Annotated in this window: 11 protein-coding genes and 1 tRNA gene; 4 read left to right on the plus strand and 8 right to left on the minus strand. The window is 56.9% G+C overall.

Annotation, left to right across the window (positions count from 1 at the left end; genetic code table 11):
• Window positions 1-61: 61 nt before the first annotated feature.
• Window positions 62-3,019 carry a VWA domain-containing protein gene (locus tag VGM18_16680; protein ID HEY3974643.1) on the plus strand — a complete coding sequence of 986 codons (2,958 nt, stop codon included), beginning with the start codon at window positions 62-64 and terminating at the stop codon, window positions 3,017-3,019.
• A gap of 19 nt (window positions 3,020-3,038) precedes the next feature.
• Here VGM18_16680 and VGM18_16685 read toward each other — a convergent pair whose 3' ends face one another.
• A complete protein-coding gene (locus VGM18_16685; protein HEY3974644.1) occupies window positions 3,039-4,115 on the minus strand; it encodes a multiheme c-type cytochrome in 1,077 nt (358 codons plus the stop codon).
• 372 nt (window positions 4,116-4,487) lie between these two features.
• On the opposite strand from VGM18_16685, the gene VGM18_16690 reads away from it, so the two are divergent.
• Window positions 4,488-6,101 (plus strand): tetratricopeptide repeat protein, encoded by a 1,614-nt coding sequence (locus VGM18_16690; GenBank protein ID HEY3974645.1) that lies wholly within the window; start codon window positions 4,488-4,490, stop codon window positions 6,099-6,101.
• Between the two features lie 51 nt (window positions 6,102-6,152).
• Window positions 6,153-7,949, plus strand: a complete 1,797-nt coding sequence (locus VGM18_16695; protein ID HEY3974646.1) for a CRTAC1 family protein — start codon at window positions 6,153-6,155, stop codon at window positions 7,947-7,949.
• 167 nt (window positions 7,950-8,116) lie between these two features.
• On the opposite strand, the gene VGM18_16700 is transcribed toward VGM18_16695, so the two are convergent.
• The 5 genes from VGM18_16700 to VGM18_16720 all read right to left on the minus strand — a co-directional run bounded on the left by VGM18_16700 (window position 8,117) and on the right by VGM18_16720 (window position 12,905).
• Window positions 8,117-8,206 (minus strand) — tRNA-Ser (locus VGM18_16700).
• Window positions 8,207-8,430: 224 nt separating this feature from the next.
• Window positions 8,431-9,294 carry a response regulator transcription factor gene (locus tag VGM18_16705; GenBank protein ID HEY3974647.1) on the minus strand — a complete coding sequence of 288 codons (864 nt, stop codon included), beginning with the start codon at window positions 9,292-9,294 and terminating at the stop codon, window positions 8,431-8,433.
• Window positions 9,295-9,307: 13 nt separating this feature from the next.
• Window positions 9,308-9,664: a PilZ domain-containing protein gene (locus VGM18_16710; GenBank protein HEY3974648.1), complete on the minus strand. Its 357-nt coding sequence runs from the start codon at window positions 9,662-9,664 to the stop codon at window positions 9,308-9,310.
• Between the two features lie 327 nt (window positions 9,665-9,991).
• Window positions 9,992-11,395 (minus strand): TldD/PmbA family protein, encoded by a 1,404-nt coding sequence (locus tag VGM18_16715; protein ID HEY3974649.1) that lies wholly within the window; start codon window positions 11,393-11,395, stop codon window positions 9,992-9,994.
• Between the two features lie 46 nt (window positions 11,396-11,441).
• Window positions 11,442-12,905, minus strand: coding sequence for a TldD/PmbA family protein (locus VGM18_16720; protein ID HEY3974650.1), 1,464 nt, complete (start codon window positions 12,903-12,905; stop codon window positions 11,442-11,444).
• A gap of 102 nt (window positions 12,906-13,007) precedes the next feature.
• Between VGM18_16720 and tnpA the strand changes: the two genes are divergently transcribed.
• The gene (gene tnpA / locus VGM18_16725) at window positions 13,008-13,562 is read left to right on the plus strand and encodes an IS200/IS605 family transposase (protein HEY3974651.1); all 555 of its coding nucleotides are present in this window, start codon (window positions 13,008-13,010) and stop codon (window positions 13,560-13,562) included.
• Window positions 13,563-13,658: 96 nt separating this feature from the next.
• Here tnpA and kdsA read toward each other — a convergent pair whose 3' ends face one another.
• The gene (gene kdsA / locus VGM18_16730; GenBank protein ID HEY3974652.1) at window positions 13,659-14,504 is read right to left on the minus strand and encodes a 3-deoxy-8-phosphooctulonate synthase; all 846 of its coding nucleotides are present in this window, start codon (window positions 14,502-14,504) and stop codon (window positions 13,659-13,661) included.
• Window positions 14,505-14,606: 102 nt separating this feature from the next.
• Window positions 14,607-16,286, minus strand: a complete 1,680-nt coding sequence (locus VGM18_16735) for a CTP synthase (GenBank protein HEY3974653.1) — start codon at window positions 16,284-16,286, stop codon at window positions 14,607-14,609.
• Between the last annotated feature and the right edge of the window lie 297 nt (window positions 16,287-16,583).

Consider the following 16,583-nt stretch of genomic DNA (forward strand, 5'->3'; position numbering starts at 1 on the left):
CTTCCCCTGAAGTCTTAGCTCGGACTTGAGATTCGATTGATACAGTTAAGGCAGACTCTTCATGAATAAGCGTGGCGTCATTGCTCTGCTGACCCTCATTCTTCTCCCCTGCGTTTACGGTCAGACGAATCCAGTTCAAAGTCCGCAGGTTCCGACGGTCGTCTCCAACGCCGACGAGGTCACCATCGATCTCGTGGTTCGCAGGAAGAGCAAGCCGGTCATGGATCTCAAGCCCACCGACATCGCCGTCAGCGATAGCGGTGCTCCCGTTAAGCTTTCGGATCTTCGCCTCGTTGCGGCCACATCGGCCGCCGATCATCGCATCACGCTGGTCTTCGATCGTCTGGAACCTTCCGCCGCGAAGAACGCGCGCAGCATCGCGGCCAAGATTCTGAAGATGGTTCCCGCTAATCAGTTTTCATTCGCTGTGATGAACGTGGAGGGCCGTCTCCGACTGTTTCAGGACTTCACTTCCGATACTGCCGCTGTGGGCAGGGCCATTGAAGGCGCAACCGAAGTCCGCGAAGGAACCTCAGATGATGCCGCCGCGTTGCCGGAGAAAAATCTCGTAGCCGCGGCACAAACGGGAAAAGATCCCGCAGGAAAAGCCCTCAATCCGAAAGACCGCGAGACCGCCCGCGTGATGCTGGCCACACTCGAAGAATCGCAACATATTGTGCAAGATCAGCACTGCCGGCCTTGGCTCGCCGGATTACTCGCCGTCTCGCGCATCCAGCGCCAGATTCCGGGTCGAAAAGTTGCGATTTTTTTCGAGCAGGCGCCGCAACTGGATTCGAATGCAAAAGATATGCTGCTCTCCATTGCAGGCGCGGCCAATCGCGCCAGCGTGAGCATTTATGCCGTGGACGCAACCGGCATTGACGATCAGGCAGGTCAGGGGCTACTCGCAACCCAAGCCATCGGAGGAATGATGGCGTCAGGCCACGGCCCAGTCGCACCCGCGGGGCTAACGGCGCAAAACGCCGCATCGACACCGATGCCGCCCGCCGGATCGATTACAGCAGGCGCCGATTCGCTGAACCGGCTTGAAAACGAAGGCCTCGCGGGTTACAAGAGCCCGCTCGGCGAACTCGCGGTTAGCACCGGCGGCGCGTACATCACCGCTACCGATCGTCTCAAGAAGCCGATGCAACAAATGGTCGAAGACATGACCACATACTACGAGGCCTCGTATGTTCCGGCGATTGAAGACTATGACGGAACGTTTCATCCCGTTGCGGTAAAGCCCATCCGCAAAGGACTAAAGATACACGCTAAGGCGGGATATCTTGCACTGCCGCCAGAGCCCACTACCGGAATCAGGCCTTTTGAAGCGCCGCTTCTGAAGCTACTGACCGAGTCTCAACTCCCCATTGATTTGAAATTCCACGCGTCCATTCTGCATTTAGGCGACCTGCCCTCCGGCAACGAGAATGCTCTGGTGGTGGAAGTTCCCATCGCTGAACTGGAAACACGCGACGATCCGAACTCCAATCTCTATTCGCTGCATGCTTCGATCGTGGCGCAGGTCAAGAACAAAGCCGGCGAAGTAATCGAACATTTCAGCGAGGATGTCCCTCGCCACGGCTCCCTCGATTCCAAAGGAACTGCGCTCTCGGAATCCATCACCATGCAGCGTCATTTCATCGCCGACCCGGGACAGTACGTACTGGAAGCCGCAATTCTTGATCGCAACAACGAAAAGGCCGGCGCGCAACGCATGGCATTCGAAATTCCGGCCGAAACTGCCGCACCGTCTCTCAGCGATGTGGCAATCGTGCAACGAGTAGAACCCCTGCCCGCGGAAATGAATTCGGTCGAACCCCTTCGCTACGGAAGCGGGAAGGTCGTGCCCAGCATCTCCGGCCGCGTGCCCCATGGGGCTAAAGAACTGTCCTTCTTCTTTGTAGTTCATCCCGATCCTGATTCCACCGAACCACCGACCTTAGAAATGGAAGTTCTAAAGAGCAACGAGTCCATCGCACAAGTCCCGCTGCGCCTAATGAAAGCGGTGGGACCAGGCTCTATCCCTTATCTGGCGTCGATCCAGTCCGCGTCGCTGTCGAGCGGTGACTACCAGGTCATCGAGAAGCTTACGCAGGGAGGAAAAACGACTGAGCGAAGCGTAGCCTTCCGGATCGAGGGACCGGAGTTGGCGGACGCCACTACTCCGAATAGCACCAGCAAATCGCAAACCGACGACGCCGATATTGCGACTGCTGGCCCACTGCCCACTGACATCGACGGGCACAGCAGCCGTCATCTCGTCATCACTACCCTGCCAGCCGGCGCCGTTCCTCCGCCCTCGGCCGATGAGCTGCAAGCCATTATCGAAGGCGCCAGAAAACGGGCGCTCGATTACAGCAAGTCTTTGCCAAATTTCATTTGCGTCGAAGTCACGAACCGATCGGTGGACCAGTCTGGCAATGGCAACTGGAAACACCGCGACTCGATCGCTGAACTATTGACCTATCATGACAATCAAGAGACGCGCAGTACGCTCGAAGTCAACGGCAAACGCAGCAGCATCAAACGTGCCGACATGAATTCCTCGTGGCCAACTTCTGTGGGAGAATTTGGCGCATTGCTCAACCTGGTTTTTGCGCCTTCTTCGAAAGCCCAGTTCGAATGGAAAGAGGCTGGAACCCTGGGCGATGGATCGGGAGTTTTGCAGGTTCTGAGTTATCGCGTGTCTCACGAAAATGCCACGCTCGATCTCGCGGAGAGCAACAACACGATCGGCGTCGGCTTTCACGGCTTGGTTTATATCGACGCCCCTACTAGCGGAATCCGGCGGATCACGGTCGAGGCTGATGGCCTGCCGCGTACTTTTTCGATGCACGCGGCTGCTATGACGGTGGATTATGACTACGTCGCAATCTCCGCGCGCGATTACCTGCTGCCGGTGCATTCCACGGTGAGCTTGCGAAGACACCAGAAGCAGATTGAGCTCAATGAGATCGCTTTCCGGAACTATCGACGCTTCGCGTCACGCACCAAGATCAAGATGATTCAGTAACCGCTAATTTATAAATATTTCACTGCGCGCCCTCGCCCGGATAAATCGCAATCCGATGGTTGCGCACCCGCGGCTTCAACTTTCTCCCATTCGTGTCGGAGACTAGCAGTTCCGACTCCTGCAAGGGCATGTGACAATCCACGCAGTTATTGGCAATAGCCGCGCCCAGCTTGGGATAGCGGCCACAAGCCTCGACCTTGTGGCAACTTAGACAATGCACTGAAAATGACGGCGCATCACGTTGGCGCTCATGGACGTTGTGACAGGTCGTGCAGGTCATCTGACTCGATTGGAAACAGCGGCTCTTCTTAAGGAGTTGTATCTGATTGCCATGCACGTCGACGGGAACATCTTTGTCAGAGACCGGTATATACAGATACTCGTCGATCGGTTCTCCGGGCACAAACGACAGCGGAGGCGCGATCGCCTCAGCTGCGCCTGCGTGGCACAATGAACAGGTGTCGATTTGCCGGTCGCGTGGGAACGAAGCTGGGTTTAGAATCGACTTCGATGGCCCTGGACCGGATTGTCCCGGACCGGTTTCTCCCCGACTCGGACGATTCTTGGAACTGTGGCGCGCTACATGCTCGCGCCCCGGTCCGTGACACTTCTCGCACGTAATACCCAGCACCAGACTTGTCTTGATATATCGATTGGCCGGCGGGGGCACCCATTGGAACGAAGTCCCATGACATTCCAGACATCGCGGGACGACCGGCTTATCGAAATGCGGCGAGCCGTCGGGATATCCCGGGCTGTTGATCCAATTATCCAACTCCGTCCAGTAACTCACGGGCAGTTCAAAGAGTTTGTCGCCTTTCCAGAACAGAAAAGTCTGACCCTTGCGCCCGGAACCGATCACAACATCAATCCGCTCTGTATGAGAAATCGTTTTAGAGGGCGAGAGTTCTTCCACCGCGCTTTCAAAATATCCATCTCTAGTAGCGGTCATCGAGTACGACAAATACGGATTGGAAGTTTTCAGAACGTTGGAGCCGGGAGTGAACTTGCCGGCAATCGAATTCTTGCTGGGCAGGCGCGAAGTAAGGTGGTGCGCCGTCTCGGCGTAGGCCTGGGCTTCTTTCTGATGACACAAACTGCACGCCTTGTCGCCGACGTACTCTTGCCGCGAAGAAACCCTATTCGATGCGGCTGAAACACTGGATTCTTGTCTGCCGTTTGGCAAAGCAGCACGGGGTAATTCGGACGCCTGAATCAGGACCGCGCCCGAAGAAAAAAACTTCAACGGCAACAGAAATACTAATAACGCAACTAGCAATCAGTTAGTTGAAGATGGCCGCGTGCACCAGCTTCTCTCCGTGTTCTGCCGCCCCCAGCTTCTGCAGGCTCAAAACTTGCGCTCAGGTTGCAGGTCCACCAGTGGCTCAATTATGCTGCATTTTACGGAAGATGGCATCTGCCGCCCAGAGCCAACCGACGAACTGACCAACGAAGAGCCGACCGACGAATGTCAATGCATCTCAAGCTGCTTAGGGTGGGTCTGGCGCTGGTGATTTGCGTGAGCGCGACGCTTTTTGCCGGCGCAGTCTGCACCGGTCCTCCGGCGCTCGAAGCAAAAATAAAAGCTCAGCCCGACGCCGACACTTACGTGGAACTCGGTGGCTGGTTTGGCGATCACCATCAGTACGGCTGTGCCGTGGATGCCTATCGGGCTGCGCTCAAGTTGGAACCCGGCTCGGCGAAGCTTTCTTATCTTCTGGGCTTGGGGCTCTACTTCGCCAGCCAGCCAGAAGAAGCGGTCAGCCCGCTGCAACAATCCATTCAACTGATGCCCGAGGAAATAAAGCCGCACATCATTCTGGCCCGAGTCCTCAGCCAATTGCATCGCGGCGAAGAAGCGAAAGCGGAGTGGGAGGCGGCGCTGAAGATCGATGCCACTTCGGCGGATGCGCTCGATGGTCTCAGCAAGTCATTGATCGCAGAAGGCGATTATCGCTCCGTTATCGGCCTCTTGCATTCCGCTCCGCCCGCCGAGGACCTGACCCTGGATCTCGCTCGAGCCTACGATATGGCCGGAATGCTCGACGAAGCGGCCAAGATGCTCGACGCTGCGGTGCATGCACATCCTTCGTCTTTGCGTCTGAGCGAAGCGCTGGTGATGATCCTCGCCCGCCAGGCTCATTTCGAGCAGGCCGCGGAGCTGGCTGCGAAAAGAGTTCGGTTGCATCCTGGCGATCTCGCGGCGCAAGAACTCTATCTTCACGTTCTGGTCCTGAATGATGATACGAAGACGGCAACGCCGCTCGCGCGCAAATTGCTCACCCTCGCCCCGCACGATTTCGGAGTGCTCTATCTGAACGGCGTTCTGGAACGCGAGTCCGGCCAATATCCTGCCGCGCGCAAACATCTGGAAGAGGCCATCGCTCTCGATCCCAACCATTACAATTCCCGCTATAACCTGGGCGTCGTGCTGGCTGAACTCGGCGATCCTACGGGAGCTCGCGAGCAACTGGAGAAAGCTCTGGCGCTCGGAGCCAGCGAGCCCCAAATACGCTTCAAGCTGGCGTCCGTTCTCCGCACCCTCGGCGAAACTCAACTGGCGCAGGAGCAACTCAAGCTCTATCAGGAAGAAGAAAAAGCCAAAGCCGATCGTACCCTCGCAGCGAGCAAAGCTGCACAAGCGGCCAAAGAATTCGAGGGCAAGAATTTCGCAAAAGCCGCTCAGCTCTATCGCGAGGCTCTCAACGCCTATCCCAAAGACGCGTCGCTGGCCTATAAACTGGCGATGGCTCTTGACGGCGCTGGAAATAACGAAGAGGAGCGCACGGTCCTAGAACAGGCGGTTCAACTCGACCCCGACTTCGCTTTGGCGCAAAATCAACTGGGCTATCTTGCTTCGAAAGGCGGCGATACTGCATCTGCCGAAGAGCACTTCCGTCAGGCGGTGCGCTCCTCTCCCGATTACACTCAGGCGTGGATCAGCCTGGCTGCAACTCTCGGCATGGAGTCTCGCTTCCCCGAGGCCCAGCAAGCCGTCGCCAGCGCTCTGCGACTTGAGCCCAATAACTCCGAGGCACAACAACTCCGCAAGGATCTTGCGGCTGCGCAGGCGCAGCGTTGAGCCTCGATTATTGATGTACGGGAGAATGTACCTGAGAGGATGCTGCCTGCGATGAGTACCCCGAAGTCGGGCCCCTGGACGCGGCGCCGCCTGCTGTCCACAATTCCGGCGATTCTCACGCCCGCGCTGATTCCGGCAAGGCTTCGAGCCTTGCTCGCGAGGGAGAGGCTCACGACGGACAAGCTCGCAGCAGATAAGCCCTCTCCCACCAAGCAATCTCCGTTTTCCCGCTTTGTCGATGTTGCCGAAAACGCAGGCCTCACCAAAACCGTCTTCTACGGCGATTCCACCAAGAATACATACATTGTCGAAGTCAACGGGACCGGTTGCGCATTCTTTGACTATGACAACGACGGTTGGATGGACGTTTTCATCCTCGGCGGCCGCCGTCTGGAGGGCGTTCCCGCCGGCTCCAGCAATCGCCTCTACCGCAACAATCGCGACGGAACTTTCACCGACGTCACCGAGAAAGCCGGTTTGCTCGAGCCCGCCGGATGGGCCTGCGGCGTTTGCGTGGGCGACTATAACAACGACGGCTTCGAGGATCTCTTTCTTACCTACTACGGCCAGAATCGCCTGTATCGCAACAATGGCGATGGAACCTTCACCGACGTTACCGCGAAGGCTGGCCTACTGTATCCGCAGACTCGCTTCGGTTCCGGCTGCTGCTTCGTCGATTACAATCGCGACGGCCTGCTCGATCTCTTCGTTTCCAACTATCTCGATGTCGATCTCGCAACCCTGCCCAAACCTTCCTTACAAGTTCCCAACTGTAACTACGAAGGCGTACCTACGAATTGCGGCCCGGCCGGCCTCGCCGCACCGGTTCATTTTCTCTATCGCAACAATGGAGATGGAACTTTCACCGATGTTTCCAAAGAGTCTGGCGTGGGCGCAATCAAGGGCTCGTTCGGCTTCACTGTCGTTGCTTTCGACGCCGACGAAGACGGCTGGCAGGACATCTTCGTTGCCTGCGATTCCACGCCAAGCCTGATGCTGATGAACAATCGCGACGGCACGTTTCGCGAAGAGGCCCTGCTGCGCGGAGTTGCCCTCGGTTCCGGCGGCGAACTGCTTGGAGGAATGGGTGTCGGCATCGGCGATTACGATCTCGACGGTCATCTCGATCTGGTGAAAACTCACTTCCAGGGCCAGTCCACCGGCCTTTATCACAACAACGGCAAGGGCGAATTTGATGATGTCACGGCCAAAGCCGGCTTTAGTCCCGAACGCCGCTTCATCAGCTGGGGCACAGGCCTGGTCGATTTTGATAACGACGGTTTCCCCGACGTGCTGGTTGTCACTGGCACGGTATATCCGGAGCTGGAAAAGTTCTATCCGAAATATCCCGCGCTCACTCCGCGCCTTATGTTCCGCAATCAGGGCAATGGAACATTCGTAGAGTTGGGCGATGAGGCCGGACCCGGCATCTCCGCCCGCCACATGAGCCGGGGCTGCGCCTTCGGCGACTTCGATAACGACGGCGACATGGATGTGCTCATCATGAATCGCAACCAGCCGCCGTCGCTCCTGCGCAACGATGCGCCTTCCGGCAATCACTGGATCAAAGTGCGTCTGGAGGGAACGAAGAGCAATCGCAGCGCGATTGGCGCGCGTGTGCTGGTGCGCTACGGCGGAAAAGTGCAGGCTCAGTGTCTGACCAGCCAGTCCAGCTTTCTATCGTCGAACGACCCGCGGCTGCACTTCGGGCTGGGGGCCGACACCAAAGCCAGTATAGAAGTGCACTGGCCGATGGGCACAACCGAGACCTTCGCCGACCTGCCTTCGGATCAACTGATCACCATCCGCGAAGGCCAAGGGATCGTCAAGGGTCGGCCATTCCGCTAGCGATTGATATTCCAGGAGTGATTAATTGGAGTGAATGATATCCGGTCGCGTTTACGGCGTGACGCATCCGGCCTTCGCCGACGAGATCCCCGCTCCCACTCGGCAGTAGTGGCGTTTGGCACCGTCGGCAGAAAGAGCCCAAGTCGATTCACAGCTCCAAAAAAAACTGGCGGAGAGAGTGGGATTCGAACCCACGTTAGAGTTTCCCCTAAACACGCTTTCCAAGCGTGCGCCTTCAGCCACTCGGCCATCTCTCCGGCGTGAATCGGACGGAAGAACGGCACCCCGCGGAATTTCTTCAGAAAGCTGAAAATCTGACCATCCCGCGGCTTTTCTTCTGCGTTCTTATCGATGCGTTCTTATCGATTCTATGGGTGAAGTCCTAGAACCGCAACTTGAAAGCCAGGGCGAACGATCCTCGTCGGAGGACAGAATGCGATTGTAGTCGGAAAAGAATCGGAGAGAATAAGAGGCGTTGAACCTAGGATTGCTTTCCCGGATACTCCGCGCTCACGTGGGACGCGGCACCAGAATTGGCAACTGGCGCTGAGGCCACGCCGGTGGACGACGCTCCGGCTACGGCGGCATTCGCAGCATGGCCATTTGTCGGAGCGGTCGGCAACGGAGGTACTTTCGTATTGTCGACCACATGATGATTGAGGCAGTAGAGCGCTAGTTCCAGACGATCGGCTACTCCCAGCTTGTCGTATACCTTGCGCAGGTAGTTCTTCACCACCTGCTCGGTGGTGCCCACGCGCAGTGCAATCTCTTTATTCTTCATGCCCTGAGTGACGCACGAAACAATCAGCGTTTCTTTGGGCGTCAACTGCACCTTCGGACGAGAACCAGCGGGCCGGTTCGTCTGATTGCGAAAGGCTTCCATCACCCAGCGTACGCCTTGAGAATCGAGCCAGGTCTCTCCTGCCACTACTTTCCGCAGGCACTCTACCAATAATTCCGGTTCCACTTCGCGCGACACGATGCCGTGCACACCCTTGCGGAACAGATCGAGGGTTAATTCTTCATCTGCGCCCGGAGTTACAACCACAACGCGAAGCTTTGGGCTCTGGCGCATCAACTCGGCGACTGCTTCTACCGGATCCGGTGTCAAGGCGGATTCGAAGATCAGCACGTCCGCGCTAAACTTCACAGCGGCGGATTGCGTTTGCGCCAGCGTCTCGGCCTGGCCCACCACGCGAATGTCATCCTCGAGCGCGAAGACTTTGCGCAAGCCGGCGCGGAAGATGGCCTGCGTATCGGCCACGATCACGCGGACGAACTGACCTTTGCCGTCGTCCTCGCCTGCTCCGAAATTTTCTTCCACGCTCACCGGAATAGTAGCCATTCAGTCCTTGCGACTACGCTCGCTCAAAATGGTATTCGTCAATCACTACGCCCACGCCGCGGCGGCCGTTATCTTCGAAGCTGCGCACGACCCGGCCGCGGCAATCAATCTGCACATCGCGACGCGCGCCCACCACGTCAGCCGGCAGTAAAATCGTGAAGTCCACCATCGATCCCACAGGAACATCCCTGTCCATGGCGAACAGCACACCGTTGGCGGAAATGTTCTCCGTCTCTGCCGCAAGCGCCGTTCCCTGACTCGTAACCGATGCGGCGAGATGCAGTGGAAACCTCGGCGCGCTCTGCATGTCTTCGTAGTGTCCCGTTCTCGCCTGCGTCCCGGTCATCGGTGCTGTGCCTTCTGCGGCCACGCTGTGAAGACCCTTCCTGCCGGGAGCGTCGTTTCCGCTTCCCGAACTCTCATGCAACTCAACGCAGCGTACACCCGCGAATCTAGTGAAGAAAGTTACCGAAGTCATTGAACGAGCGGGGCTTAACCGCTTTTTTTTGAATAGATTAGAAGGGATTTACAGGTGCAGGATGGACCCTCAAATAGCCGGCCCAAAGCCGTCAATTAGGGGTGAAATACAGGTCGATTCCGGCAATTATCGGAGACAATCAACGGTAGAAAACTGAGGTTTGACACTCTTGCTCCGAAGAAGTCCGGCAAACTTTTCTCTCGAATTCTGCGACGCCTCTCAGAACTTCGTCACTTCGGTGAAGTTGAAGTCTTTCACTTTCATCGCGGGCACCACCATGTCAAGCGATTCCTCTCCACAGGATCGCACCGGCACGCTCATCGCTTCCACATTCGACAGCATATGAATCAGGCTCTCGTTAAAGCGAAAATTTCGCACACCGCCCTGCACGCGCCCGTTCTCGACATAGAATGTGCCGTCGCGGGTCATCCCGGTCAGCATTTTTTCAAACGGCTCCACTTCCCGGATGTACCATAGCCGCGTCACAAGCACTCCGCGCTCCGTGGAAGCGATCATCTGGTCGACGCTCTGTGGGTCGCCGACCGGCGCGAAGACGATATTCAGAGGCATCTCTCCCATTTCGTTCGGCAATGGGAACCCGTGGCCGGTCGCTTCGACCGGACCCACTTTATCTTTGTACTCCGATCGTTTCATTCTCTCGGCAGTCGCGCGGGCATAGACCACTCGCTTCACTACCCCATTTTCCACGAGCCCCACTCGTTGCCGCCGCATCCCTTCACCATCGAACGGAGAGCCCGTCTGCAGGGGATGCGCCACATCGTCCCAGATGCTGATGTTATCTCCGAACAGTTTCGTGCCGATTCGCCCGTTCAGAAAAGAACGCTGATCCAGAATCGCCATTCCCGAGTAATCCCAGAACATGAATCCCACCATATCGAGCACTGCCGCGGGCTCCAGGATTACCGTATACTTCTCCGCTGGAATCTCCCGCGGATGCGCCGAATCGGCCGCCTTCTGCGCTGCCACTTCGGCTAGCGCCAGCGCATCAAGATTCGCCACATACGGCGAATTCGCTTTCTGCCAGCCGGATGAGTCTGTCCCGAGCATCGTTATGGAAATCTCCGCCATGGTCTGCGTATGCCACCGGGTCAATCCCCGCGTATTGAAGATTCCATCGATCGATTCGGCGCTCGAAAAAACTCCCGCAGTACTGAGTTTGTGCCGTTGCGCCACGCCGACGATTTTCTTGACACCCTCGGCTCTCGATTCAGGAGTGATACTGGCGGTCGCCGCGAAGTGCCGCGAAGCTGTCTCTGAGGCGCGGGTGTTCCCGCCCGCCTTGCCCGCGGCCTCGCGCGCATCCGGCATCGGCAACAAATCCGGATCCGCATATTGCACCCGCGCCAAACTCTCCGCCGACCGCACTACCTGCCGCAAACTTTCATCATCAAACTTGTTCGTAAACGCCCGCGCTGTCTTGCCCCCAAAAGCCGCGCGCACTGAGACCACATGATTCTCCTCCGCGACGTTCTGGTGAACCACATTGTTGGCGAAGCGAGTCAATGCGAATTTCCCGCCCGAGAAGAGCACTTCCACCTCATCGGCAGTCGAGAGTTTCTTGATGCGATCGAAAATGTCGCCAGCTTGTTCTTGGGTAAGCATTCAGCTTGCTTGCTATTTCTCTGTGACTCCGTGTCTCCGTGGTGAACTAACTCTTAAACGCAGTCCCCACCTTGATCCCGTGAAAGCGCGACGGCGCCGCGCCGTGTCCCGTGCCCATCACTTGCTGCGGCTGGCCCTTCCCGCAATTCGGAGTTCCCCATAACGTCCATTCGTCGCGCGAGCAAATCGCATCCAGTGAATTCCAGAATTCCGTCGTGATTCCCGAATACGAGGGATTCTTCACCATGCGCGCGCGTTTGCCGTTCTTGATCTCCCATCCGATCTCGCAACCGAACTGAAAGTTATACCGCTTGTCGTCAATCGACCACGAGCGATTGGTCTGCATGAGAATTCCGTGATCGGCCGACGCGATCAATTGCTCGAGACTCAAAGGTTTTTCCCCCGGCAGCAGACTAATGTTCGTCATGCGAATCATCGGCAGCCGGTTCCATCCTTCCGCGCGTAACGTTCCGCCCGACCGGCTCTCGCCAATGGTATGCGCCGTTTCGCGCGAACTGAGATATCCCGTAAACAGCCCGTTCGTGATGATCGGCGTACACTGCGCCGCCACGCCTTCGTCGTCGAAACCGAACGTCCCCAGCCCCGGGCCATGCTCCTGCCGCGCATCGGCCACCACATTCACCATCTCACTCCCGTAGCGCAATTTTCTCAACTTGTCGATGCTTAAGAACGAAGTGCCGGCAAAATTCGCTTCCATTCCCAGCACGCGGTCCAGTTCAATCGGATGCCCGACCGATTCATGAATCTGCAACCCTAGCTGCGAGCTGTCGAGAATAATGTCGAACTTCCCTTCCGGACATTGATCCGCCTGATGAAGCGCGACCGCCTCATCCGCAATACGCCGGGCATTCTCCACCAACTTTAATTCTTCAATCAGCTCATAGCCTTTGTTCTGCCACTGCCCGCCATACGAATTCGGATAAGATCGTTTCTGAATCTCGTTCCCGGCAAAGGCATACGCCGCATATCCCGCGCCCGTCGAGAGTTTGGTCTGATGAATGTCCGCGCCCTCCGACGACACAAACCACTGCTCTTCGCGGTTGAAGTTCAGATTCGTTTCGGCAAGAGTAATACCGGAAACGGAACGCAACTCCGCGTCGATCTTCAGTAACAATTCAATATTCTGTTCCACTGAAACGCTGAAGGGATCGATTTTGTAAGGCGTGCTCCACTCGGCGACAGCAGCTTTTTCGGGCGCGAGTCGCACATCTTCTCGCTTCACTCGCGACGAAGCGCGCGCGATCTCAACTGCCAGTGCGGCGGTGGCCTCGACTGCGCCGCGCCCTAACTCCGAAGATGACGCAAATCCCCAAGCCCCGTCTGCGATCACGCGTACACTCATCCCGACCGACTCCGCGTCTGACGCGCTGCCCACCTTCCCGTTTTTCGTCGTCAGAGCACGGCTCCGCTGCGCGACTACGCGTACATCAGCGTAGCTAGCTCCACGCAGCGCCGCAATGTTCAACGCCCAATTGGCAACATGTTTCATGGAAGAAGTTTAAAATCTAACACACAAGACAGTTATCCACAGACGAAGGTAAGCGCTGGGTGACATCCATCACAGCCACACTACCGTCAATCTTCATATCCTGTGCTCGCTCAACAAGAGGCCCGGAGGGCCGAACACAATTTAGCCCAGCGCTTCAAGCGCTGGGTGAGCCGGGCAAGGCTTGGAATTAAGTCCCGGAGGGACGACGCAATGTCGCATACCTACTCCAGCAATCGCGTCCACGTAATCTTCAGCACGAAGGAACGCAAGAAAGCCCTATCTGATGAATTTCAACCCAAGCTCTGGGCCTACATGGCAGGTATCGCCCACAATCAGGGCTTCGAAGCAATAATCATCGGTGGCGTGCGCGATCATGTACACGCCCTCCTCGTCTTGCCGCCGAGCATACCGTTAGCCAAGGCCGTGCAGCATCTCAAGGGCAGTTCGTCAAAATGGATCAACGAAACTGCAACCGAACGTTTTTCCTGGCAGGAGGGATATGGAGCATTCAGCGTCAGCGCGTCCCAAACCGAAGATGTCGCAGCCTATATCCGGAACCAGCGCGCACATCACGAAAAGAAGAGCTTTGAAGAGGAGTTTATGGAGTTCTTGAAGAAGTACGGAGTAGATTACGATCCAGCTTATGTGCTCGGCTGATTATGCCGTCCCTCCGGGACTTATTATTTCTTTGCACAATACCCAGCGCTGAAGCGCTGGGCTAAATTGTTTTTTCCCCTTCCGCGGCGCGTCACTCTACGGCGTCGCGTGCGCCGCATCCAACGCCCTCTTCACCGCCAGCAATTCTTTCAACACGCCGCGAAGTTTCGTCGACTCCAGCGCATTCGCCCCATCCGACTTCGCTTCCTTCGGATTGTCGTGAACTTCCATGAACACTCCGTCCACGCCCGCCGCCACCGCCGCGCGCGACAATACAGGGATAAACTCCGGCTGTCCTCCGCTCACCGCGGGACCATTTCCGTCCGACTGCGACGAGGGCAACTGAACCGAATGCGTCGCATCGAATACCACCGGCGCAAACTTGCGCATGATGGCCAGCGACCGCATATCGACCACCAGATTGTTGTAGCCAAAACTGGCTCCGCGCTCGCTCAGAAAGACTTGCGTGTTGCCCGCATCGCGGCACTTCTCAACCGCGTGGCGCATATCCCAGGGCGCAACGAATTGTCCTTTCTTGATGTTCACCGCGCGACCGCTGAGCGCCGCCGCCACCACCAGATCGGTCTGCCGGCTCAGGAACGCCGGAATCTGCAACACGTCTGCGACCTCGGCGACCTTGCCCACGTCCGCCGTCTCGTGCACATCGATCAGAACCGGCAGTTGCAGTTCATTCTTGATCTTCTTCAGGATGCGCAACCCTTCCTTGATTCCCGGTCCACGAAAACTGCGCATCGAAGTGCGGTTCGCTTTGTCGTAACTCGCCTTAAAGATGAAGGGAAACGCCAGAGCCTTGGTTACGCCCTTGATGATCTCCGCCATCCGCATTGCGTGCTCTTCGCTCTCGATCACGCACGGCCCCGCGATCAGAAATAGATCGCCGGACCCAATGTGAATGTCGCCGACTTGGAATGCTGTAATCAAACGCGGTCTCACCCCTAAAATCATTTCATCACGGAGTCACAGAGCCACGGAGAAAACAAGATTGAGTTTCTCTGTGTCTCCGTGCCTCCGTGATGATTATTCCTACCGATGCGCTACTTTCTCCGGCCGGTGGAACATTTCCACTGCCGCCGTTTCTTTTTCGGCGCGCCGTTTCATGCCATACTCATACGCCGCGCCCACAAACGAACTGAACAGCGGATGCGGTTCTAGCGGCTTCGACTTAAACTCCGGATGAAACTGGCACCCGATAAAATGCGGATGGTCGGGCAACTCCACCATCTCGACGTAAGTCCCGTCCGGCGTCGATCCGGAGATGCGCATGCCCGCGGCCGTCATGGGCTCTTCATACTCGCGATTGAACTCATAGCGATGCCGGTGCCGCTCGCTGATCTCCAACTTCCCATAAATCTTCTGCGCTAGAGTGCCGGGCTCAATTTTGCACGGCCATGCCCCCAGTCGCATCGTCCCGCCGAGTTCTTCCACGCCGCGCAACTCGCGCAACTTGTAGATGACGCGATGCGGCGTCGCCGGATCGAACTCGCTTGAATTCGCCTCCGCCAGGCCCACGACATTCCGGGCAAATTCGATGCAAGCCGTCTGCATCCCCAGACAAATTCCGAAGTACGGAACATTCTTTTCGCGCGCATAGCGGATCGCGAGCAGCATCCCTTCGATACCGCGCTTGCCAAATCCTCCGGGCACTAGGATTCCGTCGTAGCCCTCGAGCTGCGCTTCGTAGCTCTTGTCTCCCTCGGCGCTCTCCAGTCCTTCGGCCTCAATCCAGTTGATCTGGAGCTTCAGGTTATGGGCCAACGCCCCGTGCACAAGAGCCTCCTTCAGCGATTTGTAGGAATCTTCATACTCCACATACTTGCCGACAATCCCGATCGTCACCGTATCTTTCGGGTTGTAGACGCGATGGACAATGTCCTCCCACCTCGACAGGTCTCGATCCTTCGCTTCCATATGCAGACATTTCAGCACTAGGCTATCGACACCTTCATTAGCGAATACCAGCGGCACTTCGTAGACGGAAGCCACGTCTTTCGCGGTGATCACCGCTTCATCCGCGACATTGCAGAACAGCGCAATCTTCGACTTGATATCCTTCGCCAGAAAGCGATCGGTGCGGCAGAGCAAAATATCCGGCTGAATTCCAATACTGAGCAACTCTTTCACAGAGTGCTGCGTCGGCTTGGTCTTCAACTCCTGCGCCGCGGCAATAAATGGCACCAGCGTAACGTGCACAAACAATGTATGCTCGCGCCCCAGTTCCTGCCGCATCTGGCGAATGGCTTCCATGAACGGCAGCGACTCGATGTCGCCGACGGTTCCGCCAATCTCGACGATCGCGATATCCACATCCTGCGCGACCTTCTTCATCGCGGCTTTAATCTCGTTGGTAACGTGGGGAATCACCTGCACCGTCTTGCCAAGATAATCCCCGCGCCGCTCCTTGGCGATGATCTGCTCGTAGAGGCGTCCGGTGGTCCAGTTATTGTCGCGAGAAAGTTTGGCGTGGGTGAAGCGTTCGTAGTGGCCGAGGTCGAGATCGGTTTCCGCTCCGTCGTCGGTCACGAAAACTTCGCCGTGCTGAAACGGCGACATCGTCCCCGGATCGACGTTCAGATACGGATCGAACTTCATGATGTTGACTTTCATTCCCCGGCTCTCCAGCAGGCAGCCGATGGACGCCGCGGCCAATCCCTTGCCGAGTGAAGACACAACTCCGCCCGTCACAAAGATGTACTTCGCTGGCATCTCTTCCTCGCTTTAAATTGTCTTTGAAAAATGGTGCAGGTGGGGTGCACGATCAATTATGCCAGAAGTGAGCTGTGGAAAGAAACGGAAGAATTTGGTGATGGCAGTTTGCGCTCTTATAGAGCCGTCCAATCAAATAAAGCAGTGTCATCCTGAGCGGAGCCGTTTTTCAGGCGAAGCGAAGGATCTCGCCCTAATCCGCCATCGCGCGTACGCCAAACTCCTCACAACCCGCGTTGACTATCCGCGCGCTGTCAGCGAGAATACTTAAGGCTCGTCCGCAACGGACGATTCGCA

The sequence above is a fragment of the Candidatus Sulfotelmatobacter sp. genome (assembly GCA_036500765.1).
GTDB lineage: Bacteria > Acidobacteriota > Terriglobia > Terriglobales > Acidobacteriaceae > Sulfotelmatobacter.

Bases quoted from the DNA above. Each gene is read 5' to 3' on its own strand.
- VGM18_16680 (HEY3974643.1), top strand. From the start codon at position 62: ATGAATAAGCGTGGCGTCATTGCTCTGCTGACCCTCATTCTTCTCCCC.
- VGM18_16690 (HEY3974645.1), top strand. From the start codon at position 4,488: ATGTCAATGCATCTCAAGCTGCTTAGGGTGGGTCTGGCGCTGGTGATT.
- VGM18_16695 (HEY3974646.1), top strand. From the start codon at position 6,153: ATGAGTACCCCGAAGTCGGGCCCCTGGACGCGGCGCCGCCTGCTGTCC.
- VGM18_16705 (HEY3974647.1), bottom strand. From the start codon at position 9,294: ATGGCTACTATTCCGGTGAGCGTGGAAGAAAATTTCGGAGCAGGCGAG.
- VGM18_16715 (HEY3974649.1), bottom strand. From the start codon at position 11,395: ATGCTTACCCAAGAACAAGCTGGCGACATTTTCGATCGCATCAAGAAA.
- VGM18_16720 (HEY3974650.1), bottom strand. From the start codon at position 12,905: ATGAAACATGTTGCCAATTGGGCGTTGAACATTGCGGCGCTGCGTGGA.
- VGM18_16735 (HEY3974653.1), bottom strand. From the start codon at position 16,286: ATGCCAGCGAAGTACATCTTTGTGACGGGCGGAGTTGTGTCTTCACTC.